At 71.2% G+C, this 26,233-nt stretch carries 19 protein-coding genes; 5 read left to right on the top strand and 14 right to left on the bottom strand.

Features of this window, described 5'->3' with window-relative positions; translation table 11 throughout:
• Window positions 1-67: 67 nt before the first annotated feature.
• Window positions 68-2,221, bottom strand: coding sequence for a prolyl oligopeptidase family serine peptidase (locus tag ACFV8H_RS20975; protein WP_380401922.1), 2,154 nt, complete (start codon window positions 2,219-2,221; stop codon window positions 68-70).
• A gap of 316 nt (window positions 2,222-2,537) precedes the next feature.
• Between ACFV8H_RS20975 and ACFV8H_RS20970 the strand changes: the two genes are divergently transcribed.
• The 5 genes from ACFV8H_RS20970 to ACFV8H_RS20950 all read left to right on the top strand — a co-directional run bounded on the left by ACFV8H_RS20970 (window position 2,538) and on the right by ACFV8H_RS20950 (window position 8,809).
• Window positions 2,538-2,732: a DUF2304 family protein gene (locus tag ACFV8H_RS20970; RefSeq protein WP_380401919.1), complete on the top strand. Its 195-nt coding sequence runs from the start codon at window positions 2,538-2,540 to the stop codon at window positions 2,730-2,732.
• Between the two features lie 30 nt (window positions 2,733-2,762).
• Window positions 2,763-3,713, top strand: a complete 951-nt coding sequence (gene mshB, locus ACFV8H_RS20965; RefSeq protein WP_380401918.1) for an N-acetyl-1-D-myo-inositol-2-amino-2-deoxy-alpha-D-glucopyranoside deacetylase — start codon at window positions 2,763-2,765, stop codon at window positions 3,711-3,713.
• Window positions 3,710-4,168, top strand: a complete 459-nt coding sequence (locus tag ACFV8H_RS20960; RefSeq protein WP_380401916.1) for a DUF6113 family protein — start codon at window positions 3,710-3,712, stop codon at window positions 4,166-4,168. The genes mshB and ACFV8H_RS20960 overlap by 4 nt, the downstream gene beginning before the upstream one ends.
• A 239-nt stretch (window positions 4,169-4,407) precedes the next feature.
• Window positions 4,408-6,888, top strand: coding sequence for a peptidoglycan binding domain-containing protein (locus ACFV8H_RS20955; protein ID WP_380401914.1), 2,481 nt, complete (start codon window positions 4,408-4,410; stop codon window positions 6,886-6,888).
• 199 nt (window positions 6,889-7,087) lie between these two features.
• Window positions 7,088-8,809, top strand: coding sequence for an ABC transporter family substrate-binding protein (locus tag ACFV8H_RS20950; RefSeq protein WP_380401911.1), 1,722 nt, complete (start codon window positions 7,088-7,090; stop codon window positions 8,807-8,809).
• Window positions 8,810-8,829: 20 nt separating this feature from the next.
• Here the strand turns inward: ACFV8H_RS20950 and ACFV8H_RS20945 are convergent, their stop codons facing one another.
• The 13 genes from ACFV8H_RS20945 to ACFV8H_RS20885 form a co-directional block, all read right to left on the bottom strand.
• Window positions 8,830-9,879: an ABC transporter ATP-binding protein gene (locus ACFV8H_RS20945; RefSeq protein ID WP_380401908.1), complete on the bottom strand. Its 1,050-nt coding sequence runs from the start codon at window positions 9,877-9,879 to the stop codon at window positions 8,830-8,832.
• Between the two features lie 159 nt (window positions 9,880-10,038).
• Complete coding sequence (locus ACFV8H_RS20940; RefSeq protein WP_380401905.1) at window positions 10,039-11,160, bottom strand: ABC transporter ATP-binding protein; 1,122 nt, start codon at window positions 11,158-11,160, stop codon at window positions 10,039-10,041.
• Entirely contained in the window at window positions 11,150-12,202 is a 1,053-nt protein-coding gene (locus tag ACFV8H_RS20935; protein WP_380401902.1) for an ABC transporter ATP-binding protein, read from the bottom strand. The genes ACFV8H_RS20940 and ACFV8H_RS20935 overlap by 11 nt, the downstream gene beginning before the upstream one ends.
• Window positions 12,203-12,218: 16 nt before the next feature.
• Complete coding sequence (locus tag ACFV8H_RS20930; RefSeq protein WP_380401963.1) at window positions 12,219-13,133, bottom strand: ABC transporter permease; 915 nt, start codon at window positions 13,131-13,133, stop codon at window positions 12,219-12,221.
• 76 nt (window positions 13,134-13,209) lie between these two features.
• Window positions 13,210-14,136, bottom strand: coding sequence for an ABC transporter permease (locus tag ACFV8H_RS20925; RefSeq protein ID WP_380401899.1), 927 nt, complete (start codon window positions 14,134-14,136; stop codon window positions 13,210-13,212).
• Window positions 14,137-14,235: 99 nt separating this feature from the next.
• Entirely contained in the window at window positions 14,236-15,861 is a 1,626-nt protein-coding gene (locus ACFV8H_RS20920; RefSeq protein ID WP_380401896.1) for an ABC transporter substrate-binding protein, read from the bottom strand.
• 198 nt (window positions 15,862-16,059) lie between these two features.
• The gene (locus ACFV8H_RS20915) at window positions 16,060-17,076 is read right to left on the bottom strand and encodes an ABC transporter ATP-binding protein (protein WP_380401893.1); all 1,017 of its coding nucleotides are present in this window, start codon (window positions 17,074-17,076) and stop codon (window positions 16,060-16,062) included.
• Window positions 17,069-18,118: an ABC transporter ATP-binding protein gene (locus ACFV8H_RS20910; RefSeq protein WP_375884713.1), complete on the bottom strand. Its 1,050-nt coding sequence runs from the start codon at window positions 18,116-18,118 to the stop codon at window positions 17,069-17,071. The genes ACFV8H_RS20915 and ACFV8H_RS20910 overlap by 8 nt, the downstream gene beginning before the upstream one ends.
• Window positions 18,119-18,137: 19 nt before the next feature.
• Window positions 18,138-19,079, bottom strand: a complete 942-nt coding sequence (locus ACFV8H_RS20905) for an ABC transporter permease (protein ID WP_380401890.1) — start codon at window positions 19,077-19,079, stop codon at window positions 18,138-18,140.
• Window positions 19,072-19,998: an ABC transporter permease gene (locus tag ACFV8H_RS20900; RefSeq protein WP_375884708.1), complete on the bottom strand. Its 927-nt coding sequence runs from the start codon at window positions 19,996-19,998 to the stop codon at window positions 19,072-19,074. Before ACFV8H_RS20900 ends, ACFV8H_RS20905 begins: the two co-directional genes overlap by 8 nt.
• 141 nt (window positions 19,999-20,139) lie before the next feature.
• Window positions 20,140-21,792 carry an ABC transporter substrate-binding protein gene (locus ACFV8H_RS20895; protein WP_380401886.1) on the bottom strand — a complete coding sequence of 551 codons (1,653 nt, stop codon included), beginning with the start codon at window positions 21,790-21,792 and terminating at the stop codon, window positions 20,140-20,142.
• A gap of 432 nt (window positions 21,793-22,224) precedes the next feature.
• Window positions 22,225-24,093 (bottom strand): translational GTPase TypA, encoded by a 1,869-nt coding sequence (typA, locus tag ACFV8H_RS20890; protein WP_375884704.1) that lies wholly within the window; start codon window positions 24,091-24,093, stop codon window positions 22,225-22,227.
• A 286-nt stretch (window positions 24,094-24,379) separates the two neighbouring features.
• Complete coding sequence (locus ACFV8H_RS20885; RefSeq protein WP_380401883.1) at window positions 24,380-26,203, bottom strand: ABC transporter family substrate-binding protein; 1,824 nt, start codon at window positions 26,201-26,203, stop codon at window positions 24,380-24,382.
• Window positions 26,204-26,233: the final 30 nt, after the last annotated feature.

The following is a 26,233-nucleotide window of genomic DNA, read 5'->3' as shown; positions in this document are numbered from 1 at the left end:
CGGCAGTGTCGGCCGTCGTGCCTTCGGTATGACGGATGTCATGCCGAAGGCACGACGGCCCGGGCGGCTACAGGCCCAGCGAGCGCTTCACGAAGTCGACCTGGAGCAGCAGCAGGTTCTCCGCGACCTCCTCCTGCGGGGTCATGTGGGTGACGCCCGACAGCGGCAGCACGGTGTGCGGGCGCCCGGCGGCCAGCAGCGCCGAGGAGAGCCGCAGGGTGTGGGCGGCCACCACGTTGTCGTCGGCCAGGCCGTGGATGATCATCAGCGGGCGCTCCAGCCCGGCCGCGTACCCGTTCAGCGAGTTCGCCGCGTACACCTCGGGCCGCTCGGCCGGGTGGCCCAGGTAGCGCTCGGTGTAGTGGGTGTCGTACAGCTCCCAGTCGGTCACCGGGGCCCCGGCCACCGCCGCGTGGAACACGTCGGGGCGGCGCAGCACGGCGAGCGCGGCGAGGTAGCCGCCGTACGACCAGCCGCGGATCGCGACCCGGTCGAGGTCCAGCGGGAACTCGCCGGCCAGCGCCCGCAGCGCCTCCACCTGGTCGTCCAGGGTGGCCCCGGCGAAGTCGAAGGCGATGGACTTCTCCCAGGCCGGGCCGCGCCCGGGGGTGCCGCGGCCGTCGGCGACGACCACCGCGAAGCCCTGGTCGGCGAACCACTGCGAGTTGAGGTGCGGGTTGTGCGCCTGGACGACGCGCTGGCCGTGCGGGCCGCCGTACGGGTCCATCAGGACGGGCAGCAGGCCGTCGCGCTCGCGGTCGTAGCCGGTGGGCAGGAACACGGCGGCCGGGATGCGGCGCTCGCCCGCGAAGCGGAAGACCGGGCGGGCGGTGATGGCCGGGGTCTCGGCGTACGAGGCGACGGTGGCGACGTCGTCGACCACGACGCCCTCCGGCAGGTCGCGGGCGACCTGCACCAGCGTGCCGGGCAGGTCGGGCTCGGCGGTGGCCCGGACGGTGATCCCGCCGGCGTGCACCGCGCTGGTGACGGAGGTGAACGGGCGGCCGTTGGCGGACTCCCAGGCCAGCTCCTTGCCGTCGTGGCTGATCCGGCCGACGGCGATCCAGCCGGGCTCGGGGTCGGTCTCCTCGGCGCCGCCGGAGGCGCTGAAGAACACCTCCCGCGCGGTGACCGCGACCACCGACCGCACGTGCAGGTCGGCCCCGGTGACGGCCTGGTCGCCGACCACCAGCGCCCGCACCCCGCCCTGGTCGGAGATCCGGACCAGCTTGCCGTCCGGGGTCCAGGCCGGCACGCCCGGGAAGGCCTCCAGCCAGACCTCGTCGTGCTCCTCGAACAGCACCTCGGTGGCGCCGGTGGTCACGTCCAGGCCGAGGACCCGCTGGGCGCGCTGGTCCCGGGACTGGACGAGCAGCAGCGGCACGCCGCCCTCGGACCAGTGCACCCGGGCCAGGTACGGGAACGCCGCGTGGTCCCAGGAGACCTCGGTGCGTCCGCCGTGCAGGTCGAGCACCCAGAGCCCGACCTCGGCGTTGGCGGTGCCGGCCGCCGGGTAGGCGACCTCGGCGGGCTCGCGGTCCGGGTTGGCCGGGTCGGCGATCCACCAGCGGCGCACCGGGCTGTCGTCGGCGCGCTCGGCCAGCAGCCGCTCGCCGTCCGGGGACCACCAGAAGCCGCGGGTGCGGTCGATCTCCTCCTGGGCGATGAACTCGGCCTGGCCCCAGGTGACGTTCGGGCCGTCCGGCTCGGCGAGCGCCCGGTCGCCGCCGCCGTCGGTGCGGGTCAGCCGCAGTTCGCCGGCGGTGTTGGCGTAGGCGACGTGGGCGCCGTCCGGGGAGAGCCGCGGGTCCAGCAGCGGGCCCACGGCGGGCAGTTCGGCGGTGGTGCCGGCGGCCAGGTCGGCGGTGAACAGCCGGCCGGAGAGCGCGAAGGCGGCCCGGTCGCCGGCGGCGTCCAGGGCGTAGCCGACGATGCCGGCCGAGCTCTCCCGGCTGCGCTCGCGGCGCGCCTTCTCGGCCGGCGAGAGGTCCTCCTCGCCGCCGCCGAGCAGCACCGCCGGGTCGGCGGCGATCCGCTCCTCGCCGGTGGCGGTGTCGAGGGTCCAGAGCAGGTTGGCCCGGTCGCCGCCCGAGCGCGAGCGCAGGAAGACGACCCGCGAGCCGTCGGGTACGACGGAGAAGGAGCGGGGGGCGCCGACGGTGTAGCGCAGGGTCCGCGCGTACTGCCGGGGGAAGGTGTCCGCAGGAGTGTGGGAGGTCATGGCACCAGACCCTACGACGGGCGACTGCCACGGCCGGGTGACTGACGATCACTCGTTCGGAGCATCACCCCCGAGTACGCCCCGAAGGGCCCCGCACCCCCTCCGACCGGCCCGTGCGCCCCACGAGTGCCTCCTTGCCCCGGCGCGCGCGGACTCACTGAATGTAATGCTCCCCTTACCCATCGGGTATGACTGGTCAGGCGAGTGATCGTCGGGCCCCGTCCCGGGCCCGCCGGCCACCCGGCCCCGATTCCCGTACGGTCCCACCGCCGCCCTCCCCCCGGGGGCCGGCGCCCGAGAAGGGGTGTGAGCCCACATGGCCATGAACATCTCCGCAGCCGTGCTGATGCTCGTCATCGTGGTGGTGATGATCCGCCGCTCCGGCCTCAAGCTGTCGCACGCCATCGTCTGCGCGCTGCTCGGCTTCTACCTGGCCTCCAGCTCGATCGCGCCGTCGATCAGCCAGGTCACCAGCAACCTCGCCGGGATGATCAACGGCCTCAAGCTCTGACCCCGCAGCGCGGTCGTTAGGCTTCCTCCCATGACCGCGACTACCGGCCGCAGCCTCCTCCTGGTGCACGCCCACCCCGACGACGAGTCGATCGGCAACGGCGCCACCATGGCCAGGTACGCCGCCGAGGGCGCCCGGGTGACGCTGGTGACCTGCACCCTCGGCGAGGGCGGCGAGGTGATCCCGCCCGCGCTGGCCCACCTGACGGCCGATCGGGACGACACCCTCGGCGCCCACCGGATCGGCGAGCTGACCGCGGCGATGCGCGCCCTCGGCGTCACGGACTTCCGCTTCCTCGGCGGGCCGGGGCGCTACCGCGACTCCGGGATGATGGGCGTGCCCGAGAACGACGCCCCCGGCTGCTTCTGGCGGGCGGACGTCGACGAGGCGGCGGGCCACCTGGTCGCGGTGATCCGCGAGGTGCGGCCGCAGGTGCTGGTCACGTACGACGAGAACGGCGGCTACGGGCACCCGGACCACATCCAGGCGCACCGGGTCGCGATGCGCGCGTACGAGCTGGCCGCCGACCCGGCGCACGCCCCGGAGGCGGGCGCTCCCTGGCGGATCGCCAAGGTGTACTGGAACCGGATGCCCCGCTCGGTGCTGGCCGCCGGCCTCGCCGCCACCGCCGCCGAGGCCCGCTTCCCGGGCGTCGCCCACCCCGGCGACGTCCCCGGGGTGGTGGCCGACGAGGTGGTCACCACCGTGCTGGACGGCACCGGCTACGCCGCCCCCAAGACCGCCGCGCTGACCGCGCACGCCACCCAGATCACCGTGGCCGGCGACTCCTTCGCGCTCTCCAACCACCTCGGCCAGCCCCTGTTCACCACCGAGTACTACCAGTTGGTGCGCGGCCAGGCCGGGCCGGAGCGGCCCGAGCACGACCTCTTCGCGGGCCTCGGCGCCAACGCCACGGGCCCGGGAACCGACCCGACAGGCCCGGGAACCGACCCGGCCCCGAGCGAGGGGAACGCCCGATGACCGCGCCCGCCGCCAAGCCGAGGACCCGATCGGTCGCGGCCACCGTGCTCGGCACCCGCGAGGAGCGGCTGGCCGAGCCCCAACCCCCGCGCGCCGCCCGGATCGCGGCGTATGTCCTGTTCTTCCTGCTGGGCATCGCGGTGTCGGTGTGCGGATCCTTTGTGCAGGCCCTGTGGCCGCCCGTGGGAGTTCTGCTGGCGCTCGCCGCCACCGCCGCGACCTTCTACGCCGGCCTGCGGGTCACCGGCACCAAGCTGGGCGCCGCGATGCCCGCCGGCGGCTGGTTCCTGGCGATGCTGCTGCTGATGGTGCCCCGGCCGGAGGGCGACAACGTGCTCTGGTCCAATGCCACATCGCTGGCCTGGCTGTTCGTCGGCTCGATCCTGGGCGTGATCTGCGCCACCCTGCCCACCCGCACCAGCTGGTTCCCCGGCGTCCCCAACCCCAAGCGCTGAACCCGGCGGGCGGCCGCGTACGGTAGCGCGCACAACGCGCAGTCAGGACCACTCCGCCGTACTCTCATACCGGAGGAACCGGACGTATCAGGATCTGTCCGAAGCCGTTCACCGCTCAGTTCTTCCCAGTATGGTGGTCCCGCAGTACGTCGTACCCGACCGCCGTTTGCCCCAGGCCCGGCGACCACGAACCGCGGTCGCGCCGCACGGCCCGCCCGCGAACCCGGAGCAGAGCAGCATTGAGCAGCCGCGAATCTGACAACGCCAACCCGACGCCCCGGCGCACGGGTCCGGACGCCTACCCGTCGGGCACGCCGCCCTACGGCACCCCGGCGGGCCCCGGCGGTGACCGGGCCGACACCGGGTCGGGCGGCGAGGACGACGGTCCGAAGACCGAGACGACCCTGACCACCAGGGTCCGGATCAACATCCCCGGCTCGCGCCCGATCCCGCCGGTCGTCGTCCGCAGCACCGTCAAGAACGAGACCGCCCGGGGCGACGACGGCCCGGCCGACCCGTTCGCGCCGGGCGCCGAGCCGGGCGGCCCGCGACACCGCTCCGCGCCCGCCTCGCCCGTCCTCGGCGTGATGGAGGGCGGCTCCGGCTCCGCCACCCCGCCGAACCTGCCGCCGGAGTGGCAGATCCCGCCGATCCCGCCGGCGACCTCGGAGTCCGAGTCCACCGGCGCGTGGTTCCGGCCGCGGCAGAAGAAGGCCCCGGCCGCCGAACCCGCCCCGGCCGCCGTGCCGGTCGGCGCCCCCGGCGTCCCGAGCACGCCGGAGGCCCCGGCCGTGCCCGGCCCCGGCGCCGAGGCCCGGCCGCAGGCCGCCCCGAACGGTGCCCGCCCGGCTCCGGACGCCGGCGCCGCCCGGCCGAACGGCCGCCCGCTGCCCACCCGGGGCCAGGCCCCGCACCAGGGCGCCGCCCCGGCCGCCCCCGCCTCGCCCTACGGCGCCGGGGGCCCGGCCGAGGAGCCCGGGGTGTACGAGAGCGCCGACCCGTTCGCACCGGTCGCCGATCCGTTCGCCCCGACCGGCCCGACCGGCCCCGCCGCCGGCGCGCGCGGCCGCAGCGACCAGCGCGGCCCGCGCGGCAGCCGTCCGCAGCAGCCGTCGCCGCACCAGCACTCCGGCGCCCCGCAGGGCGGCTTCCCCCAGGGCGGGCTGGCGCAGAACGGCTTCCCGCAGGCCGAGCCCGGCCCGGAGGACACCTCGGTGGACGGCTTCGCGCCGATCCGCGAGCACGGCGCGCCCCCGGCCGCCATACCCGGCCTGCCCCGGAACGGCACCGCCCCGAACGGCGCTGTCCCGAACGGCACCGCCCCGAACGGCACCGCGCCGCACGGCGGCGGCCCGAACGGCTTCGACGGCCGTCCGCAGCCGGGCCTGTTCGCCTCCGCCCCGACCGGCGCCGACCCGTTCGCCACCCAGCGCCCGGCCGCCCCCGGCCAGGACCCCTTCGCCACCCCGGCGGGCCCCGGCGGGCTCTTCCCCGGCACGCCCCAGCCCGGCTCCCAGCCGGCCCCGCAGCCCGCCCCCGGCGGACCCCGGCGGGCGGGTCGCGACCCGGAGGCCACCGAGGTCACCCCGCTGCCCACCCCCGGCCCCCAGGGCGCGGCGGGCGGTCCCGGCCCCCAGGTCGACGCCGCCCCGTTCCTCCCCGGCGCCGTCCCCGGGCCGGCTCCCGCGTCCGGCCCGGCACCCGCCAAGGCCGAGCCGGCCGCCCCGGCCAACGGCAAGGGCAAGGGCAAGGCGAAGGCCAAGCGCGGCGGCCCGAAGAAGCTGGTCAAGCTCGGCGTCTACGCCGTCGGCGGGGTGTTCTTCCTCGGCGCCGCCGCGTACGGCACCGGCCTGATGCTCAACCAGTCCGACATCCCCAAGGGCACCGTGGTGCTCGGCACGGACATCGGCGGCAACGGCCGTGACCAGGCGATCCACGCGCTGGACGCCTCGGTCGGCAAGGCCGGGCAGCAGCCGCTCAAGCTCAAGATCGGCGACCAGAGCCTCGACCTGGACCCGACGGTCGCCGGCCTGAGCTTCGACACCACGGCCACCGTGGACGGCCTCGCCGCGCACAGCTACAACCCGGTCACCGTGATCAAGTCGATCCAGGGCGGCACCAAGGCCGTCGCCCCGGAGGTCCGGGTCGACCGCGCCAAGCTCAAGGCCGCGCTGGACTCGCTGGCGGTCGGCTCGGGCCAGGGCCTGCAGGAGGGCTACGTCAAGTTCGCCGACAACGGCGACCCGGTCGTGGTCCCCGGCAAGGCCGGCCAGGCGGTGGACACCAACGCCGCGCTGGACGTGATCGAGCAGGCCTACCGCGACCGCGCCGCCGGCAAGCCGGACCAGCCGATCGCCCTGGCCGTCACGGCCGCCCAGCCGAAGGTCTCCACCCAGGCCCTCCAGGCCGCCGCGGACAGCCTCGGCAAGCAGGTCACCAGCGGGAAGATCCACATCGTGGCCGGCGCCAAGACCTGGGACTTCGGCCCGAAGACCGCGGCCAAGGCGCTCACCCTGGCCCCGGACGCCTCCGGCAAGATCGCGCCCAAGTGGGACCTCGACGCGCTGGGCTCCCTGCTCAACGGCGCGTTCGACAAGGTGAAGGCCAAGAAGAACGGCCAGACCGCCGCGATCACCACGCAGGACGTCGCGGACGCCGTCACCTCGCTGTTCGACAAGACCGGTGACAAGGAACGCACCTTCAAGTTCACCGTCGCCTGACGCCTGACGCCTGACGCCGGACGCCCGGCCGCCGGACGGCACCACCGTCCGGCGGCATCGGCCGACGAGCCGGGCACGAACGAGGGGCGGGGCCGCCGCACCGCACGGTCGCGGCCGTCCCGCCCCTCGACAACTCCCCCTCCCGTCAGCAAGATGTGACGCCACACCATCCGTCACAGTCACCCCGGGAGCCACGCCGATGGGCCGCCGCAGCCTCCAGCACCACCGGACGGCACTGCTCGCCGGCCTCACCGTCCTGACGCTCTCCCTCGCGCTCTGCTCCTGCTCCGCGGGGTCGGACGGCACCGTCGCGGACGCCCCGGTCGCCGCCACCGGGGTGCCCAAGCTGACCTCGGTCGACATCAACGCCCACGACCGCGCCCGGCTGCGCCAGGGCGGCACCCTGAACCTGGCGATCTCCCAGTTCTCCCACCAGTGGTCGCCGATCCACACCGACGGCACCGAGTCCTCGACCGTCGCGGTCGGCAAGCCGCTGCTGCCGACCTTCTTCCGCTCCGACGCGGCGGGCACCCAGACCGTCAACCCGGCCTACCTCCAGGAGGCCCACGCCGAGCTCAGGGACGGCCGCCAGGTGGTCACCTGGACGCTCAACCCGAAGGCCCACTGGTCCGACGGCACCCCGATCACCTGGCGCGACATCGAGGCCAACTGGCGCGCCATGAACGGCAAGGACCCGGCGTACCGGCCGTCCAGCACCTCCGGCTTCGAGCTGGTCAGCTCGGTCGAGCGGGGCAAGGACGACTTCCAGGCCGTGATGACCTTCGACCGGCCGTTCTCCGAGTGGCAGTCGATGTTCAACGGCGCCGCCAACGCGCCGCTGCTGCCCGCGAGCAAGGTGTCCACCCCGGAGTCGTTCAACTCGGCCTACCTGGACGCCATCCCGCTCACCGCCGGCCCCTTCAAGGTCGAGCGGCTGGACCCGTCGGCGCAGACCGTCACCCTGGTCGCCGACCCGACCTGGTGGGGCGACAAGCCGGTGCTGGACCGGATCGTCTTCCACGCCATGCTGCCCGACGCGATGCGCACCGCCTTCGCCAAGGGCGAGATCGACCTCCTCAACAACGGCCCGGACCTGGCCGGCTACCAGGTCATCAAGAACACCAAGGGCGCGGCCGTGCGCCGGGCCGGCGGGCCGGACTTCCGCCAGCTCACCCTGAACGCCCGCAACCCCGTGCTCGCCGACGCGACCGTGCGCCAGGCCGTCCTCCAGGCGATCAACCGGGACGCCCTGATCCGCACCGACCTCAACGGCCTGGACTGGCCCGCCGTCCCGCTCAACAACCACCTGCTGGTCGCCAACCAGAACGGCTACCGCGACAACTCCCTGGGGCTGTCCCGCTTCGACCCGGCCGAGGCCGCCCGCAAGCTGGACGCGGCGGGCTGGAAGCTCGACGGCGAGGTGCGGAAGAAGGACGGCCACGAGCTGAACCTGCGGATGGTCGTCCCCGCCGGGGTGGCCGTGGCCCAGAACGAGACGGCCTCGGTGTCGAGGATGCTCAAGGACGTCGGCATCAAGGTCACCCCGGTGACCGCCGCCCCCAACGAGTTCTTCGACAAGTACGTCAACCGCAACGACTTCGACATCGCCGTCTACGCGCTGCTCGGCACCCCGTTCCCGGCCAGCGGCAGTCGCGCGAGCTACGTCCAGAACAGCTCCACCAACCGGGCCGGCGCCGGCAGTTCCGCGGTGGACGCCGCCCTCGACCGGGCCGCAGGCGCCACCGACGCCGGCACCGCCTCCGAGGCGATCAACCAGGCCGACGGCGAGCTCTGGAAGGTGGCCGGCGTCCTGCCGCTCTACCAGCGCCCGCAGCTGTACGGCGCCCGCGCCGACCTCGCCAACATCGGCGCCCAGGGCCTGTCCGACATCGTCTGGGAGAACGTCGGCTTCACCAAGTAGCGCCCCGGCTCCGCCCGGTCTCAGCCGTGCAGGGTCTCCCGCCAGTAGTGGCAGGCGCTGCGGCGGCCGGGCAGCTCGGCCCCCTCCGCGGTCGCCACCGGTACCAGCGGCGGGAGTTCGGTCAGGCAGCGGTCCTGCACCCGGTCGCAGCGGGGGTTGAACGCGCAGCCCTCCGGGATGCGCAGCAGGCTGGGCGGCAGGCCCTTGATGGCGTGCAGGTCCTGGCCCTTCTGGTCCAGCCGGGGGATGGAGGCGAGCAGTCCCCGGGTGTACGGGTGGGCCGGGCGCGCGTACAGCTCGTGCACGGGGGCGGTCTCGACGATCCGGCCCGCGTACATCACGGCGATCTTGTCCGCGACGTCGGCGACCACACCGAGGTCGTGGGTGATCAGGATCAGGCCCATGTTGAACTCGGCCTGCAACTCGGCCAGCAGGTCCATCACCTGGGCCTGGACGGTGACGTCCAGCGCGGTGGTGGGCTCGTCGGCGATGATCAGGTCCGGCTCCAGGGACAGCGCCATCGCGATCATGATGCGCTGGCGCATGCCGCCGGAGAACTGGTGCGGGTAGTCGCCGACCCGCTGCTTGGCCGCCGGGATGCGCACCCGGTCCATCAGCTCGACGGCCTTCACCTTCGCCTCGGCGCGCGACAGCCCCTGGTGCGCCCGGAACATCTCGCCCAGCTGGTAGCCCACGCTGAGCACCGGGTTGAGCGCGGACAGCGCGTCCTGGAAGATCATCGCGATCTGCCGGCCCCGGACGGTCCGCCGGAGCCGGGGGCTCATGGTCAGCAGGTCGTCACCCCGGAACAGGATCCGGCCCGAGGTGATCCGGCCGGGCGGCACGTCCAGGATGCCCATGATCGCCTGCGCCGTCACCGACTTGCCCGAACCGGACTCGCCCAGCACCGCCAGCGTCTCCCCCGCCGCCACCGAGTAGCTCACCCCGTTGACGGCCTTGGCGACGCCGTCCTGGGTGTGGAACTCGATGTGCAGGTCCTCGACCTCCAGCAACGGCGTCCCGGGCACCAGGTTCTCCCGTCCGCCGCCGACCACCTCGACCGCATCCATCCGGGCAGGCCTCCTCAGCGCAGCAGCGACCATCGACAGCCAGGCGCAGTGCAACTATCAAGGAACGGCGTGCACTTGGGGAGTGCGCGGCAGATCTCGGTTCCATCACGGCGAAGGGCGCGCCCTCCTCGCGAGGACGCGCCCTTCGGTGGCAGGGGGTCAGGGGGTGCCCGGCCCGCTCCCGTTCTGCGCCGTGGCCTGCCCGCTCCCGCGCTCCGCCGCGAAGTGACACGCCGAGTCGTGCACCGCCGCCCCGTCCAGCCAGCCCGGCGCGGCCAGCAGCGGCACCTCCACCGAGCACCGCTCCTGCGCCTTCCAGCAGCGGGTGCGGAACCGGCACCCCGAGGGCGGGTTGGCCGGCGAGGGCACGTCCCCGGTGAGCACGATCCGGTCCCGGCTCTCGCGCGCCGTCGGGTCCGGCACCGGCACCGCCGACAGCAGTGCCTGGGTGTACGGGTGGGTCGCGTGGTCGTAGATCTCCAGGTCGCTGCCGAGCTCGACCATCTTCCCCAGGTACATCACCCCCACCCGGTCCGAGATGTGCCGGACGATGGAGAGGTCGTGGGCGATGAACATGTACGAGAGGTTGAACTCGCCCTGCAGCTGCTCCAGCAGGTTGATCACCTGCGCCTGGACGGACACGTCCAGCGCGGAGACCGGCTCGTCGCAGATGATGATCTCCGGCTTGAGCGCCAACCCCCTTGCGATGCCGATGCGTTGGCGCTGGCCGCCGGAGAACTGGTGCGGGTACCGGTTGATGTACTCCGGGTTGAGCCCGACCACGTCCAGCAGGTCCTGGACGGCCTTGCGGCGGTCGCCCTTGGGCGCCACCTCGGGGTGGATCTCGAACGGCTCACCGATGATGTCGCCGACCGTCATCCGCGGGTTCAGCGAGGTGTACGGGTCCTGGAACACCATCTGGATGTTGCGCCGGACGGCCTTCAACCCGGCCCCGGAGAGCCGGGAGATCTCCTCGCCCTTGTAGCGGACGGACCCTCCGGTGGCCGGCTCCAGGTTCATCAGCACCTTGGCCAGCGTGGACTTGCCGCAGCCGGACTCGCCGACGATGCCGAGCGTCTCGCCCTGCATCAGGTCGAAGCTGACCCCGTCCACCGCCTTGACCGCGCCGACCTGCTTCCTGAACAGCACACCCTTGGTCAGCGGGAAGTGCTTGACCAGGTCCCGGACCTCCAGGATCGGCTCGCCGCGCGGCACCGGCTGCTCGAAGGCGACCTCCTCCGGCACCGCCACGCCCATCGCACTGGCCCCGTTAACGGCCATGGAGGGTCTCCTTCCAGAAGAAGCAGGCGCTGCCGCGGCCCTCCAGCGGGGTGCCGTCCTCCTCGGTGACCGGGAACAGCTCCGGCACCTCGGCCCGGCAGACGTCCTGCGCCCGCGGGCAGCGGGGGTTGAAGGCGCAGCCCGGGGGGATCCGCAGCAGGTTGGGCGGCAGGCCCTTGATGGCGTAGAGCTCGTGGCCCTTCTGGTCCAGCCGGGGGATGGAGTCCAGCAGGCCGCGGGTGTACGGGTGCGCGGGCCGGGCGTACAGCTCGTGCACGGGCGCCGTCTCGACGATCCGGCCCGCGTACATCACGGCGATCTTGTCCGCGACGTCGGCGACCACGCCCAGGTCGTGGGTGATCAGGATGAGCCCCATGTGGAACTCGGCCTGGAGCTCCGCCAGCAGGTCCATCACCTGGGCCTGGACGGTGACGTCCAGCGCGGTGGTGGGCTCGTCGGCGATGATCAGGTCCGGTTCCAGGGCCAGCGCCATCGCGATCATGATGCGCTGGCGCATGCCGCCCGAGAACTGGTGCGGGTAGTCGTTCACCCGCTGCTTGGCCGCCGGGATGCGCACCCGCTCCATCAGCTCGACGGCCTTGGCCTTCGCCTCGGCCCGGGAGACGCCCTGGTGCGCCCGGAACATCTCGCCCAGCTGGTAGCCCACGCTGAGCACCGGGTTGAGGGCGGACAGCGCGTCCTGGAAGATCATCGCGATCTTCCGGCCGCGGATCCTGCGCCGCTCCTCCTTGCCCATCTTCAACATGTCCTGGCCGCGGAAGCGGATCTCCCCGCGCGGGATCCGGGCCGGCGGCATGTCCAGGATGCCCATGATCGCCTGGGCGGTCACCGACTTCCCGGAGCCGGACTCGCCCAGCACCGCCAGCGTCTCCCCGGCCCGGACGCTGTAGTTGACCCCGTTGACGGCCTTGGCGACGCCGTCCCGGGTGACGAACTCGACGTGCAGGTCCCGCACGTCGAGCAGCGGCCCCTCGTAGGGCGTCTGCCGTTCCTGCCCGGTGGCGTCCACAGCTGTACTCACGATGCGCTCCCCTCGCTCAGCGAAGCTTCGGGTCGAGGGCGTCGCGCACCGCGTCGCCCAGCATGATGAAGGCCAGCACGGTGACGGAGAGCGCCGCGGCCGGGAAGAACAGCACGTACGGCGCCGTGCGGATCACCTTCTGGGCGGAGGAGATGTCGATGCCCCAGGAGATGGTCGGGTCCTGGAGGCCGATGCCGAGGAAGCTCAGCGTGGCCTCGGCCGCGATGTAGCCGCCGAGCGCGATGGTGGCGACCACGATCACCGGGGCGATCGCGTTCGGCAGGATGTGCCGGAACATCAGCCGCCCCGTCCCGGCGCCGAGCGCCCGGCCCGCCACCACGTAGTCGGCCTGTTTGACGGTCAGCACCGCGCCGCGCATGACGCGGGCGATCTGGGTCCAGCCGAGCACGCCGAGGGCGATGACCACGCTCCAGACCGTGCGGGTGGCGAAGGCGTTCAGCAGCACCAGGGCGCCGAGCAGCAGCGGGATGCCGAAGAAGATGTCGATGATCCGGGAGATCACCGCGTCCACGGCGCCGCCGAAGTACCCGGCGACCATGCCGGTCAGCCCGCCGAGCACGGTGACCGCGGCGGTCACGAAGATGCCGACGGTGATCGAGGCGCGGGCGCCGTAGATGACCCGGGCGAAGATGGAGCGGCCCTGGGCGTCGTAGCCGAACCAGCCGGCGCCGAAGACGTCGCCCCAGGCGGGCCGGCGCAGGTAGTCGTTCACCAGGTCGGCCTTGCGCGGGTCGGCGTCGGTGAAGGCGTACGGGAAGACCGCCATCACCACCAGCAGCAGGATCAGCACCGCGGAGATCAGGAAGATCGGCCGCCGGCGCAGGTCCCGCCAGGCGTCGCCCCAGAGGCTGCGGGCTTCCTCCCGCTTCTCCACGTCGGGTTCGACCAGGGTCTCCTGCTCGACCGCCATGCCCTGCTCGCCCGCGTAGTCCAGGCGCGCGACGCCGGGCTTGGGGTGCGGCTTGGGCGAGTCCTCGTCGTGGATGTCAGGCATAGCGGATCCTCGGGTCCAGGACCGCGTAGAGCAGGTCGACGAGCAGGCTGGCGACCAGGTAGACGATCACCAGGACGGTCACGATGCCGACCACGGTGGGCCCTTCCTTCGTGTTGATCGCCCGGTACAGGACGTTGCCGATGCCCTGCACGTTGAAGATGCCCTCGGTGACGATCGCGCCGCCCATCAGGGCGCCCAGGTCGGTGCCGAGGAAGGTGACCACCGGGATCAGCGAGTTGCGCAGCAGGTGGCGCAGGATGATGGTGCGCCGGGGCAGGCCCTTGGCGACGGCGGTGCGCATGTAGTCGGCCCGCAGGTTCTCGCCGATCGAGGTCCGGGTCAGCCGGGCCACGTAGGCGAGCGAGAGCGAGCCCAGCACCACGGCGGGCAGGATGAGTTGGGAGAGGTCGTAGCTGTCCTGCACGGTCGGGGTGACCCAGCCCAGATTGGTGGCGAAGATCGTCTGCGCGATGTACGCCAGCACGAAGACCGGGATCGAGATCACCACCAGGGTCAGCACCAGCACCAGGGTGTCCGCGATGCTGCCGCGCCACAGTCCGGAGACCAGGCCGAGGGCGAGGCCGAGGACCAGCTCGAACACGAAGGCCAGCAGCGCGAGCCGGATGGTGACCGGGAAGGCCCCGGCCATGATGTCGGAGACCGGGCGGCCGGTGAAGCTGGTGCCGAAGTCGCCCTGGAACAGGTTCGCCATGTAGTGCAGGTACTGCTTCCAGACCGGCTGGTCGAGGAAGTACTTGTGCTTGATGCTGGCCACCACGGCCGGGTCGGCCGCCTTCTCCCCGAACAGCGCCGTCACCGGGTCTCCGGGCAGCGTGTAGACCATCAGGAAGATCAGCAGCGTGGTGCCGAAGAACACCGGGATCATCTGCAGCACCCGCCGCAGCACGTAACTGCCCATCCGAGCCTCCTTCCAGGGCGTGACCGGCCGGGGGCGACCGACCGGGAGGACCGGGCCCCGCCCTCCGTGCGGGGAGGGCGGGGCCGCGTGGGGGGCGGGTCAGCCCTTGACCTCGACCTGGGTCCAGGCCGGGTTGCCGAAGGAGTCGAACTTCACGTTCTGCACCTTGTTCGAGTAGCCCGAGTTGGTGCGGTAGTACCAGAGCGGGATGGCCGGCATGCCGCTCGGCAGCACCGCCTCGGCCTGCTGGTAGCCGGTCACCGTGTCGGCGACGCTGGCGGCCTCGTCGGCCTTGGTGGCGGCGTCGTCGAACTGCGGGTTGCTGTAGCCGAAGTCGTTGGAGGCCGCGCCGGTGCGGTAGACGTCGGAGAGGAAGTTGGCGTTCAGCGGGTAGTCCTGCACCCAGCCGGTGCGGAAGGCGCCGTTGAGCTGGTGGGCGGTGATCGCCGCGCGGGCGGTCTTGAAGTCGGGCTTCGGGTCGCCCAGGCAGTCCACGCCGGTGCTCTGCCGGATCGAGTTGCAGACGGCGTCGACCCACTCCTTGTGGCCGCCGTCCGCGTTGTAGGTGATCAGGAGCTTGTTGCCGGGGACGCCGCCGCCCTCCTGGATCAGCTGCTTGGCCTTGGCCGCGTCGAACTTGCAGAAGTCGCCGCAGGCGCCGTCCTTGTAGCCCTCGACGCCCTCGGCGACCCAGGCGGTGGCGGGCTTGCGGGAGCCCTGGAGCACCGTCTTGGTGATGATGTCCCGGTCGATCGCCATCGACAGGCCCTGGCGCACCTTCGCCTTGTCCGGCGAGGACCAGTCGGCCTGGTAGAGCGTGAAGCCGATGTTCTGGATCGCGCCCTGCGGGGCGTCGACGGCCCGGTCGCCGAGGTCGTTCTTGTAGTTCGCCAGCGCCGACGGCGGCACCTGGTCCATCACGTCGAGGTTGCTGGACTGGAGGTCCGCGTAGGCGGCCTCGGACGTGGTGTACATCTTGAAGACGATGCCGCCGTTCTTCGGCTTGTCCACGCCCTGGTAGTCCGGGAAGGTCTTGGTGACCACCTCGGTGTTGTGCGACCAGCTGACGAACTGGTACGGGCCGTTGCCCACCGGCTTCTGCCCGTACCCGGCCGGGTCCTTGAAGAAGGCGTCCGGCAGCGGCGAGAAGGCGATGTAGCCGAGCTTGTACTCGAAGTACGAGACCTTGTGGCTGAGCTTGACGGTGAAGTGCAGGTCGTCGGTGACGCTCAGGCCGGACATCTTGTCCGTGGTCGCCTTGCCGGTGGCCGGGTGGACGTCCTGGTAGCCCTCGATGTCGGAGAACCAGGAGCTGTTGATCTGGGCGTTGGCCGGGTTGGCGCCCCAGTTCCAGGCGTCCACGAAGTTCTTGGCGTGCACCGGGGTGCCGTCGTGGAACTTCCAGCCGTCCTTCAGGGTGATGGTGAAGGTCTGCGAGTCACTGGTGTCGATCTTGTCCGCGACCTGCATCCGGATCTTGGCGTTGCTGGGGTCGTAGTCGACCAGCCCCTTGAACAGGTTCTGGATGATGCGACCGCCGCCCACCTCGTTGGCGTTGGCGGGCTGCAGCGGGTTCTGCGGCTCATTGCTCTGGTAGCTGAACGACTTGCCGGCGTCCGACGAGCCGTTGCCACCACCTCCCCCGCTGCTGCCGCACCCGGTGGCCACCAGGACCACGGACGTCGCAGCGGCGAGGACCAGGCGAGCACGGGCGGCTACGGGCATGGAGGTCCCTCCTCAAGGGGTGTGTGTCGCATCACACCCCATGAGAAGCGCGCCCCGGCGACGGCGCGAGCCGGGTGCACCCGGACGGGTGCCGTGACCCCCCTGCCGAGTTGACGCGGCGCCGGGTCCTCCCGGCGCCCGGAACGCCGGAAGGGCCCGCGGCCGGAGCCGCGGACCCTTCCTGGTGCGTACGGGACGTCAGGCCGCGGCCGACTCCCGGACCTCGGCGAAGTGGCAGGCCGACTCGTGGGCGGCCGGGCCCTCCAGCGTGGTCGGGATCGCCAGCAGCGGGATCTCCTCGGCGCAGCGCTCCTCCGCCTTCCAGCAGCGGGTGCGGAAGCGGCAGCCGGACGGCGGGTTGGCCGGCGAGGGGATGTCCCCGGTGAGGATGATCCGCTCGCGGTTCTCGCGCGCCGTCGGGTCCGGCACCGGCACGGCCGACAGCAGCGCCTGGGTGTACGGGTGGGTGGCGTTCTCGTAGATCTGCTCGTCGGAGCCGATCTCGACCATCTTGCCCAGGTACATCACGCCGACGCGGTCGGAGATGTGCCGGACGATGGAGAGGTCGTGCGCGATGAACATGTACGACAGGCCGAACTCGCCCTGCAGCTGCTCCAGCAGGTTGATCACCTGCGCCTGGACGGACACGTCCAGGGCCGAGACCGGCTCGTCGCAGATGATGATCTCCGGCTTGAGCGCGAGGCCGCGGGCGATGCCGATGCGCTGGCGCTGGCCGCCGGAGAACTGGTGCGGGTACCGGTTGATGTACTCCGGGTTCAGACCCACGACGTCCAGCAGGTCCTGGACGGCCTTGCGGCGGTCGCCCTTGGGCGCCACCTCGGGGTGGATCTCGAACGGCTCACCGATGATGTCGCCGACCGTCATGCGCGGGTTCAGCGAGGTGTACGGGTCCTGGAACACCATCTGGATGTTGCGTCGGACGGCCTTGAGGGCCGCGCCGCTCAGGGTGGAGATGTCCTCGCCCTTGAACAGCACCTGACCGGAGGTGGCCCGCTCCAGGTTCATCAGCACCTTGGCCAGCGTGGACTTGCCACAGCCGGACTCGCCGACGATGCCGAGCGTCTCGCCCTTCTTGAGCTCGAAGCTGATGCCGTCGACGGCCTTGACCGCGCCGACCTGCTTCTTGAACAGGACGCCCTGGGTCAGCGGGTAGTGCTTGACCAGGTCCTTGACCTCCAGGATGTTCTCAGCCATGGAGGGTCTCCTTCCAGAGGTGGCACGCGCTGCGGCGGCCGGTGATCTCCGTGCCGTCCTCGTCGGTCACGTGGTGCAGCAGCGGGACCTCCGTGCGGCACAGGTCGGTGGCGACGTCGCAGCGGGGGTTGAACGCGCAGCCGGCCGGAACCTTGAGCAGGTTCGGGGGCAGGCCCTTGATCGCGTACAGCTCCTGGCCCTTCTGGTCCAGGCGCGGGATCGAGCGCAGCAGGCCCTTGGTGTACGGGTGCGCGGGGTTCGCGTACAGCTCGTGCACCGGGGCGGTCTCGACGATCCGGCCCGCGTACATCACGGCGATCTTGTCCGCGACGTCGGCGACCACGCCGAGGTCGTGGGTGATCAGGATCAGGCCCATGTTGTACTCGGCCTGGAGCTCCGCCAGCAGGTCCATCACCTGGGCCTGGACGGTGACGTCCAGGGCGGTGGTGGGCTCGTCGGCGATGATCAGGTCGGGCTGCATCGACAGCGCCATGGCGATCATGATGCGCTGGCGCATGCCGCCGGAGAACTGGTGCGGGTAGTCGTTCACCCGCTGCTTGGCGGCGGGGATGCGCACCCGGTCCATCAGCTCGATGGCCTTGGCCTTGGCCTCGGACTTGGAGGCGCCCTGGTGCACCCGGAACATCTCGCCCAGCTGGTAGCCCACGCTGAGCACCGGGTTGAGCGCCGAGAGCGCGTCCTGGAAGATCATCGCGATCTTCTGGCCGCGGATCTTGCGCCGCTCCTCGTTGCTCATCTTGAGCATGTCCCGGCCGCGGAACAGGATCTCGCCCTGGGTCACCTTGCCCGGGGGCATGTCCAGGATGCCCATGATGGTCTGGGCCGTCACGGACTTGCCGGAGCCGGACTCGCCGAGGACGGCGAGGGTCTCGCCGGCCGCGACGGAGTAGTTGACGCCGTTGACGGCCTTGGCGACGCCGTCCCGGGTGTGGAACTCCACGTGGAGGTCCTTGACCTCCAGGAGCGGGGTTCCGACTTCGAGACGATCGCTCTTCTGGTTGTTCTCGATCACGGTGGTCATCGGGTCGTCACCTCTTCTCTCAGCGGAGCTTCGGGTCGAGGGCGTCGCGCACCGCGTCGCCGAGCATGATGAAGGCCAGCACGGTGAGGCTCAGCATGCCTGCCGGGAAGAACAGCGCGAACGGCGCCGTACGGATCAGCTTCTGGGCCGACGAGATGTCGATGCCCCAGGAGATGGTCGGGTCCTGCAGACCGATGCCCAGGAAGCTCAGCGTCGCCTCCAGGGCGATGTAGCCGCCGAGGGAGATGGTGGCGACCACGATCACCGGGGCGATCGCGTTCGGCAGGATGTGCCGGAACATGATCCGGCTGGTGCTGGCGCCGAGCGCCTTGGCCGCCGTCACGAAGTCCGACTGCTTGACCGTGATCACCGAACCGCGCATGACACGGGTCATCTGGGTCCAGCCCAGGGCGATCAGGGCGAAGACCACGCTCCAGATGGTGCGCGTGGGGAAGGCGTTCAGGATCACCAGCGCGCCGAGCAGCAGCGGGATGCCGAAGAAGATGTCGGTGATGCGGGAGATGATCGTGTCGACCCAGCCGCCGAAGTAGCCGGCGACCATGCCGGCGATGCCGCCGAGGATGGTCGTACCGAGGGTCACGCAGATGCCGACCACGACCGAGGCGCGGGCGCCGTAGATGATGCGGGCGTAGATGCTGCGGCCCTGGCCGTCGTAGCCGAACCAGTCACCCTCGAAGAAGTGGTCGTAGACCGGCGGGGTGTGGAAGTGGTTGCGCAGGTCGCCGGCGCGCGGGTCCACCGAGGTGAACAGCCCGGGGGCGATCGCGATCACGATCAGCAGCAGGATCAGCAGCGCGGAGATCACGAAGATCGGCTTGCGCCGGAGGTCGTGCCAGGCGTCGGAGCCGAGGCTGCGCGCCTTCTCCGGCTTGGCGGCCGCCGCGACGGTGGTCTGGGCCGGGATCTTCCCGGCCGTCTTCTTCTCGGTCAGGTCAGGCATACCGGATCCTCGGGTCCAGGACCGCGTAAAGCAGGTCGACGATCAGGCCGGCGGCCAGGTAGACGATCACCAGGAAGGCCACGAAGCCGGAGACGGTCGCGCCCTCCTTCATGTTGATCGCTTGGTAGAGCGCGTGGCCGACACCCTGGACGTTGAAGATGCCCTCGGTGACGATCGCGCCGCCCATCAGGGCGCCGAGGTCGGTGCCGAGGAAGGTGACCACCGGGATCAGCGAGTTGCGCAGCAGGTGGGTGCCGATGACCTTCCGGCGCGGCAGGCCCTTGGCCACCGCGGTGCGGACGTAGTCGGCCTTGATGTTCTCGGCGATGGAGGTACGGGTGAGGCGCGCGACGTAGGCCAGCGACAGCGAGCCGAGCACGACGGCCGGCAGCACCAGCTGGGTGATGTCGTCGCTGTGCTGGACGGTCGGCGTGACCCACTTGAGGTTGATGCCGAAGATCGTCTGGAACAGGAAGCCCAGCACGGGGACCGGGATCGAGATCAGCAGCAGGGTGAAGACCAGCGCACCCTTGTCGAAGATCTTGCCGCGGCGCAGGCCCGCGATCAGGCCGATGCCGATGCCGACCACGATCTCGATGGCGAACGCGAACAGCGCCAGCCGGACCGTGACCGGAAGGGCCTCGGTGATCTTGTCGAGCACCGGACGTCCGTCCAGTGCCGTGCCGAAGTCGCCGGTGAGCAGGCCCCCCATGTAGGAGAGGTACTGCTGGACCAGCGGCTGGTCCAGGTGCTGCTGGTGCTTCAGGGCCGCGAGCTGCACCGGGTCCGGCGCCTTGTCGCCCCACAGTGCTGCCAGCGGGTCACCGGGCAGCAAGTGCACCATGAAAAAGATGAGTGCGGTCGTTCCGAGGAACACCGGAATCATCTGGAGCAGTCGCCTCGCGACAAAGCGCCCCATCGTGCCTCCATGTATGGCTCTGCCGGGCCCGTCAACCCGGCAAGAGATAAGTCGGCGTGCCAACGGCCGGTGCCAGTCCTCGCCCTTGTGGGGATGGGACGGGCACCGGCCGTTGTCACCGGGTCAGGCGGTGCCGACCGATTACTTCTTCTTCTTGACCTCGACGTCGGTGTAGACCGGGTCGCCGAAGGAGTTGAACTTCACGTTCTGGACGTTGTTCGAGTAGCCCGAGTTGGTCTTGTAGTACCAGAGCGGGATCGCCGGCATGTCCTTGGCCAGAACGGCCTCGGCCTGCTGGTAGAGCTCGGCGGTCTTCTCGACCGTGGTGGCCGCGTCGGCCTGCTTCGCCAGGTTGTCGAACTCCGGGCTGGAGTAGCCGGCGTCGTTCGCGGCGGCACCGGTGCCGTAGACGTCCCGCAGGAAGTTGGCGTTCAGCGGGTAGTCCTGCACCCAGCCGGTCCGCATCATGCTCTGGACCTGCTTCTTGGTGACGATGTCACGCGAGGTCTTGAAGTCCGGCTTCGGGTCACCGAGGCACTCGACGCCGGTCGCCTGGCGGATCGAGTTGCAGACCGCGTCCACCCACTCCTTGTGGCCACCGTCGGAGTTGTACAGGATGGTGATCTTGCCGCCGGGAACGCCACCGTTGTCGGTGACGAGCTGCTTGGCCTTGGCCGGGTCGTACTTGCAGGCGTCGCCGCAGACGCCGGCCTTGTAGCCCATGACGCCCGGCGCCACGAACGAGTCGGCGGGCTGACGGCTGTTGTTCAGCACGGTCTTGGTGATGGTGTCGCGGTCGATCGCCATCGACAGGCCCTGGCGCACCTTGGCGGCCTTGTCCTTGTCCATGGAGGACCAGTCCGCGTTGTACAGCGCGAAGGAGATGTTCTGGATCGCACCCTGGGCCTGGTCGATCGCGCGCTTGCCCAGGTCGTCCTTGTACTTGGGCAGGTCGGTCGAGTCGACCTGGTCCAGCACGTCCAGGGTGTCGGACATCAGGTCCTTGTACGCGGCCTCGGGCGAGGTGTAGCTGCGGAAGACGATCCCGCCGTTCTTCGCCTTGTTGGTGCCGCTGTACTTGTCGTAGGCCTTGAGCGTGATGGCCTTGTTGTGCTCCCACGACACGAACTGGTACGGGCCGTTGCCGACCGGCTTCTCGCCGAAGCCCTTCGGGTCCGCGAAGAACCCGGTGGGGAGCGGGAAGAAGGCCGAGTAGCCGAGCTTGTACGTGAAGTACGAGACGGGCTGGGCCAGTTCGATGGTGAAGTGGGTGTCGTCGACGACCTTGAGGCCGGCCATCTCCTTGGCGGTCGGGTCGCCCTTGTCCGGGTGGACGGCGTCGTAGCCGACGATGTCCGAGAACCAGTCGGAGTTGATCTGGTTGTTGGCCGGGTTGGCGGACCAGTTCCAGGAGTCCACGAAGGACTTCGAGGTGACCGGGGTGCCGTCGTGGAAGGTCCAGCCGGACTTCAGCGTGACGGTGTAGTTCTTGGCGTCGGTGGTCTCGATCTTGTCGGCCACCTGGTTGCGAAGAGCACCGGTCGCGGGGTCGTAGTCGACGAGGCCCGTGAACAGCTGCTTGACGATACGGCCGCCCTGGTTCTCCATGGCGTTGGCCGGCTGCAGCGGACGCTGCGGCTCCGCGCTCTGGAAGCTGAACGTGCCCGAGGGGTCGACCGCGGCGCTGTCCGAGCTCCCGGAGGTGTCGCTGCTGCCGCTGCTGCTACAAGCAGTCGCGGCGAGCGCGACAGCAACAGCTGCGACAACCCACTTGGCCTGGCTCACACCACGCATCGGTGTGCCTCCTGAATTCGACGTTTGCGACGAGGAGGGCAACGCGGAACGGTGTTCACCGGACCCGCAATGCCGTCCGCGCTCGTGGTTTCGGCGCGCACCCCTGCGCGTTCACCCTTGACCCGAGCCTGACTGCACCCACTATCCGTCACGCACGGACACGAAAGTGACCAGTGACGATCTCAATTAGGTCACATGAACAGTCGGTAAGTTTCGAAAACCGGACATATGAGACATAGCCAGACAGGCACCAAACGGACAGTCGTCACGGATGACGAACTGTCACGTTCGCTCAGCGGACACCTGGGTGTGATGAGCGCTATTCCGTTAATAGCGGCCCCGACAACTTGGAGTAGTTGAAAAAGTTCGCCCCCCTCTCCATCGGAAAGGGGGGCGAAGCATTCCGGCCAAAGGCCGCTCAAGCCGTCCGGATCACGCCTTCTTGGCGCGCGAGGCGCTACGTCCGCGGTCCTTCTGGTCCAGCACGACCTTACGGATGCGAACCGTCTCCGGGGTCACCTCGATGCACTCGTCCTCGCGGCAGAACTCCAGCGACTGCTCCAGCGAGAGCTTGCGCGGCGGCACCAGGTTCTCGGTGGTGTCGGAGGAGGCCGCACGCATGTTGGTGAGCTTCTTCTCCTTGGTGATGTTGATGTCCATGTCGTCCTGGCGCGAGTTCTCGCCGACGATCATGCCCTCGTACACCTCGGTGGTGGGCTCGACGAACAGCGTGCCGCGCTCCTGGATGCCCATCATCGCGAACGGCGTCACGACGCCCGCGCGGTCCGCCACCAGCGAACCGTTGTTGCGCATCCGCAGCTCGCCGAACCACGGCTCGTGGCCCTCGAAGATGCTGTGCGCGATACCCGTGCCGCGGGTGTCGGTCAGGAACTGGGTCCGGAAGCCGATCAGGCCGCGCGACGGGACGATGAACTCCATGCGGACCCAGCCGGAGCCGTGGTTCGTCATGGTCTCCATGCGGCCCTTGCGGGTCGCCATCAGCTGGGTGATCGCGCCGAGGTACTCCTCGGGGCTGTCGATGGTCATCCGCTCGACCGGCTCGTGGGTCTTGCCGTTGATGACCTTGGTGACGACCTGCGGCTTGCCGACGGTCAGCTCGAACAGCTCCCGGCGCATGGTCTCGACGAGGATGGCCAGCGCCAGCTCGCCACGGCCCTGGACCTCCCAGGCGTCCGGACGCTCGGTCGGCAGCACGCGGAGCGAGACGTTACCGATCAGCTCGCGGTCCAGGCGGTCCTTCACCATGCGGGCGGTGACCTTGTGGCCCTTGCCGCCCTTGCCGACCAGCGGCGAGGTGTTGGTGCCGATGACCATCGAGATGGCCGGCTCGTCCACCGTGATGAGCGGCAGCGCGACCGGGTTCTCCAGGTCGGCCAGGGTCTCACCGATCATGATCTCCGGGATGCCCGCGACGGCGCAGATGTCGCCGGGGCCGGCCACCTCGGCCGGCTTGCGGGTGAGCGCCTCGGTCATCAGCAGCTCGGTGATCTTGACCTGCTGGACCGAGCCGTCGCGCTTCATCCACGCGACCTGCTGGCCCTTGCGCAGCTCGCCCTGCTCGACGCGGCAGAGCGCGATACGGCCGAGGAAGTTGTCGGCGTCCAGGTTGGTGACGTGCGCCTGGAGCGGTGCCTCCTCGTCGTAGGTCGGGGCCGGGACGTGCGCCAGGATGGTGGAGAAGAACGGCTCCAGCGAGTCGCTGTCGGCCGGCACGGTGCCGTTCTCCGGCTTGGTCATCGAGGCGACGCCGTCACGCGCACAGGCGTAGACGATCGGGAACTCGATCTGGTCCTCGGTGGCGTCGAGGTCCAGGAACAGGTCGTAGGTCTCGTTGATGACCTCGTCGATCCGGGAGTCCGCACGGTCGGTCTTGTTGATGCACAGGATGACCGGCAGCTTGGCCGTCAGCGCCTTGCGCAGCACGAAGCGGGTCTGCGGCAGCGGACCCTCGGAGGCGTCGACCAGCAGCACGACCGCGTCGACCATCGACAGGCCGCGCTCGACCTCGCCACCGAAGTCGGCGTGGCCCGGGGTGTCGATGATGTTGATCGTGACCGGCGCGCCACCCTCCTTGGGGTGGTACTTGACGGCGGTGTTCTTCGCGAGAATGGTGATGCCCTTCTCGCGCTCCAGGTCGTTCGAGTCCATCATGCGGTCATCGAGGTGCTGGTGGGCCGCGAAGGCGCCGGCCTGCTTGAGCATGGCGTCGACCAGCGTGGTCTTGCCGTGGTCGACGTGGGCGACGATGGCGACGTTACGGATGTCGTTGCGCGTGGGCATGCCTTGCGGATTCTCCCGGAATCGTGGGTTACGGCGGGCCCGGCCGCGAGACGCGCACCGGCGGCCCTTCGGCCGCGCCACCCGTTCCGCCTGCTACTACCGGTCCACCCGCCGGGCATCTGGACATGCCTCGGCTTTTCCCTATGGTACGGGGAACCGCCCAAGGCGGCAGAAACGAGCAGGTCGGGCGGGATCAAGATCACAGAGGAGTCACGTCCCCGTCACCCCGCGGTCGCCTTCCGACACTCCCCCGTTCGCGCTCCGGTGGCCCGGCAGCACGGCCCCGCTACCGGCTCCGGCCCACGTCCTGGAAGCGCGGCCAGCCGAAGCCGAAGGCCCCCGCCCCGGCCACGCCGGTCCGCACCCCCACCAGCTCCGGCCGCTGGTAGAGCGGGACGGAGTGCCCGAGCTGCCAGATCCGGACGTCCGCCTCCTGCAACAGGTCCAGCCGGGCCGCCGGGTCGAGTTCGGTGACCGCCCGGTCGAACAGCCGGTCGATCTCCTCGGTGCCGCTGCGGCCGTAGTTGCCGCCGGACTCGAGCGCGCCGTCGGCGTCCGGCCGGGGCTTGGCGTACGCGGCGCGCTGCTCCACCGCCGGGCTGGGGCCGACCGGCCAGGAGAACAGCGCGAGGTCGTAGTCGCCGTCGGCCAGCTGCTCCGGGACGAAGGTGTCGGCGGGCGCGGTCAGCGTCCTCACCGCGATGCCGAACCCGTCGAGGTCCGCGGTGAGCGCGTCGGCGGTGCGCCGGGCGGTCGCGGAGCCGGCCGGGACGAGCAGGGTGAGGACGAGCTCCTTGCCGTCCTTGGTCCGGGTGCTCCCGTTCAACAGCTTCCAGCCGGCCTCGTCCAGCAGCGTCGCGGCGTCGGCCGGTCCGATCGCGGCGCTGTCGTCCCGGTAGCCCTCCTGGTCGCCGGCGAGCAGGTGGCTGCCGAGCGGGGCGCCGGGCAGGCCGAGCGGGGCCAGCGCGGCCTCGGCGATCGACCGCCGGTCCACCGCCCGGGCCACCGCCCGCCGCAGGGCCGGGTCGCCGAGCGGGCCGCGGGTGGCGTTGAGGGTGAGCTGGGTGAGCGAGGGGGCGGCCGCCCGGTGCACGGTGACCCCGGGCAGCGACTCGGCCCGCCGCAGCGCCGACGCCGCCGCCTCGGGCACCGCCTCGGGCACCGCCTCGGGCGGGGCGGCGGCCGCGGAGCCGCCCTTGGACGGGGCCGGGGACGACGGTGCGGGCGACGGCGCGGGCGGCGGCACCGCCCGGTCCACCGCGGCGGTGAGCGGGGCGACGTCCAGCCGGCCCTGGTCCAGCGCGTCCAGCCGCCGCTCGGGCGGCGTGGCCAGGAAGTCGATCCGGTCGGTCTTCGGCCGCTCCCCCCACCAGAGCGGGTTGCGCTCCACGGTGACCCTCCCGCCGTCCTCGTCGTACCGGGTGAGCGCGTACGGCCCGGCGCTCAGGTGGCCGGTGCCGGTCAGCGCCCGGTTGAAGGCGGCCGGCGTGGCCGTCTCGGCGGCCGGGTAGAGCGGCCCGAACAGGGCCCGCCACTCGGCGTACGGCCGCCGGAAGGTCACCTTGACCTCGTGCGGGTCGGCGCCCTCGGCGACCGAGTCCACGGCCTCGTACCCGGCCGCCGGCCCGCCCCGGTAGGCCGGGTCCAAGCCGGACAGGGCGGCCCGCTGGGCACCGAGGTCGGCGGCCGACAGCGGGGTGCCGTCGGTCCAGACGGCGTGCGGGTTGAGCCGGTAGGTGACCACCTGCGGCTGCTGCCCGGGCGGGGTGGACTCGGCACCCACCAGGTAGTCCGGGTCCGGGACGAGCCGCCCGCGCTCGTCGGGCCGGAACAGCGAGGGGTACAGCGCGTGCGCGAGCAGCGCCGAGTCGGCGCCGGCCCCGCGCTGGTAGACGTTGAGCGTGGCCGGGACGCCGTCCAGCGCCCAGCGCAGCGTGCCGCCGTCCCGGACGGCGCCGCGCTCGGCGGCGCGGACGTCCCCGGTGGTGGCGGTGGGCTCGGCCCGGGCCGGTGCGGGCGAGGGGCCGCGGCCCCGGTCGTCGGAGCAGCCGCCGAGCCCGGCGGCGAGCAGCAGTGCGGCGGCTGCGGCGGTGAGCTGGCGGACGCGCATGGCGGCCATCGAACGCCGCCCGCCCCGCCC

It is taken from the genome of Kitasatospora sp. NPDC059827 (assembly GCF_042731675.1).
Classification (GTDB): domain Bacteria; phylum Actinomycetota; class Actinomycetes; order Streptomycetales; family Streptomycetaceae; genus Kitasatospora.
The sequence above is the reverse complement of the archived record's forward strand: the minus strand, read 5'-3'. Positions and strand labels throughout refer to the sequence as shown.

Bases quoted from the DNA above. Each gene is read 5' to 3' on its own strand.
- ACFV8H_RS20975 (WP_380401922.1), bottom strand. From the start codon at position 2,221: ATGACCTCCCACACTCCTGCGGACACCTTCCCCCGGCAGTACGCGCGG.
- ACFV8H_RS20970 (WP_380401919.1), top strand. From the start codon at position 2,538: ATGGCCATGAACATCTCCGCAGCCGTGCTGATGCTCGTCATCGTGGTG.
- mshB (WP_380401918.1), top strand. From the start codon at position 2,763: ATGACCGCGACTACCGGCCGCAGCCTCCTCCTGGTGCACGCCCACCCC.
- ACFV8H_RS20960 (WP_380401916.1), top strand. From the start codon at position 3,710: ATGACCGCGCCCGCCGCCAAGCCGAGGACCCGATCGGTCGCGGCCACC.
- ACFV8H_RS20950 (WP_380401911.1), top strand. From the start codon at position 7,088: ATGGGCCGCCGCAGCCTCCAGCACCACCGGACGGCACTGCTCGCCGGC.
- ACFV8H_RS20945 (WP_380401908.1), bottom strand. From the start codon at position 9,879: ATGGATGCGGTCGAGGTGGTCGGCGGCGGACGGGAGAACCTGGTGCCC.
- ACFV8H_RS20940 (WP_380401905.1), bottom strand. From the start codon at position 11,160: ATGGCCGTTAACGGGGCCAGTGCGATGGGCGTGGCGGTGCCGGAGGAG.
- ACFV8H_RS20930 (WP_380401963.1), bottom strand. From the start codon at position 13,133: ATGGCGGTCGAGCAGGAGACCCTGGTCGAACCCGACGTGGAGAAGCGG.
- ACFV8H_RS20925 (WP_380401899.1), bottom strand. From the start codon at position 14,136: ATGGGCAGTTACGTGCTGCGGCGGGTGCTGCAGATGATCCCGGTGTTC.
- ACFV8H_RS20920 (WP_380401896.1), bottom strand. From the start codon at position 15,861: ATGCCCGTAGCCGCCCGTGCTCGCCTGGTCCTCGCCGCTGCGACGTCC.
- ACFV8H_RS20915 (WP_380401893.1), bottom strand. From the start codon at position 17,076: ATGGCTGAGAACATCCTGGAGGTCAAGGACCTGGTCAAGCACTACCCG.
- ACFV8H_RS20910 (WP_375884713.1), bottom strand. From the start codon at position 18,118: ATGACCACCGTGATCGAGAACAACCAGAAGAGCGATCGTCTCGAAGTC.
- ACFV8H_RS20905 (WP_380401890.1), bottom strand. From the start codon at position 19,079: ATGCCTGACCTGACCGAGAAGAAGACGGCCGGGAAGATCCCGGCCCAG.
- ACFV8H_RS20900 (WP_375884708.1), bottom strand. From the start codon at position 19,998: ATGGGGCGCTTTGTCGCGAGGCGACTGCTCCAGATGATTCCGGTGTTC.
- ACFV8H_RS20895 (WP_380401886.1), bottom strand. From the start codon at position 21,792: ATGCGTGGTGTGAGCCAGGCCAAGTGGGTTGTCGCAGCTGTTGCTGTC.
- typA (WP_375884704.1), bottom strand. From the start codon at position 24,093: ATGCCCACGCGCAACGACATCCGTAACGTCGCCATCGTCGCCCACGTC.
- ACFV8H_RS20885 (WP_380401883.1), bottom strand. From the start codon at position 26,203: ATGCGCGTCCGCCAGCTCACCGCCGCAGCCGCCGCACTGCTGCTCGCC.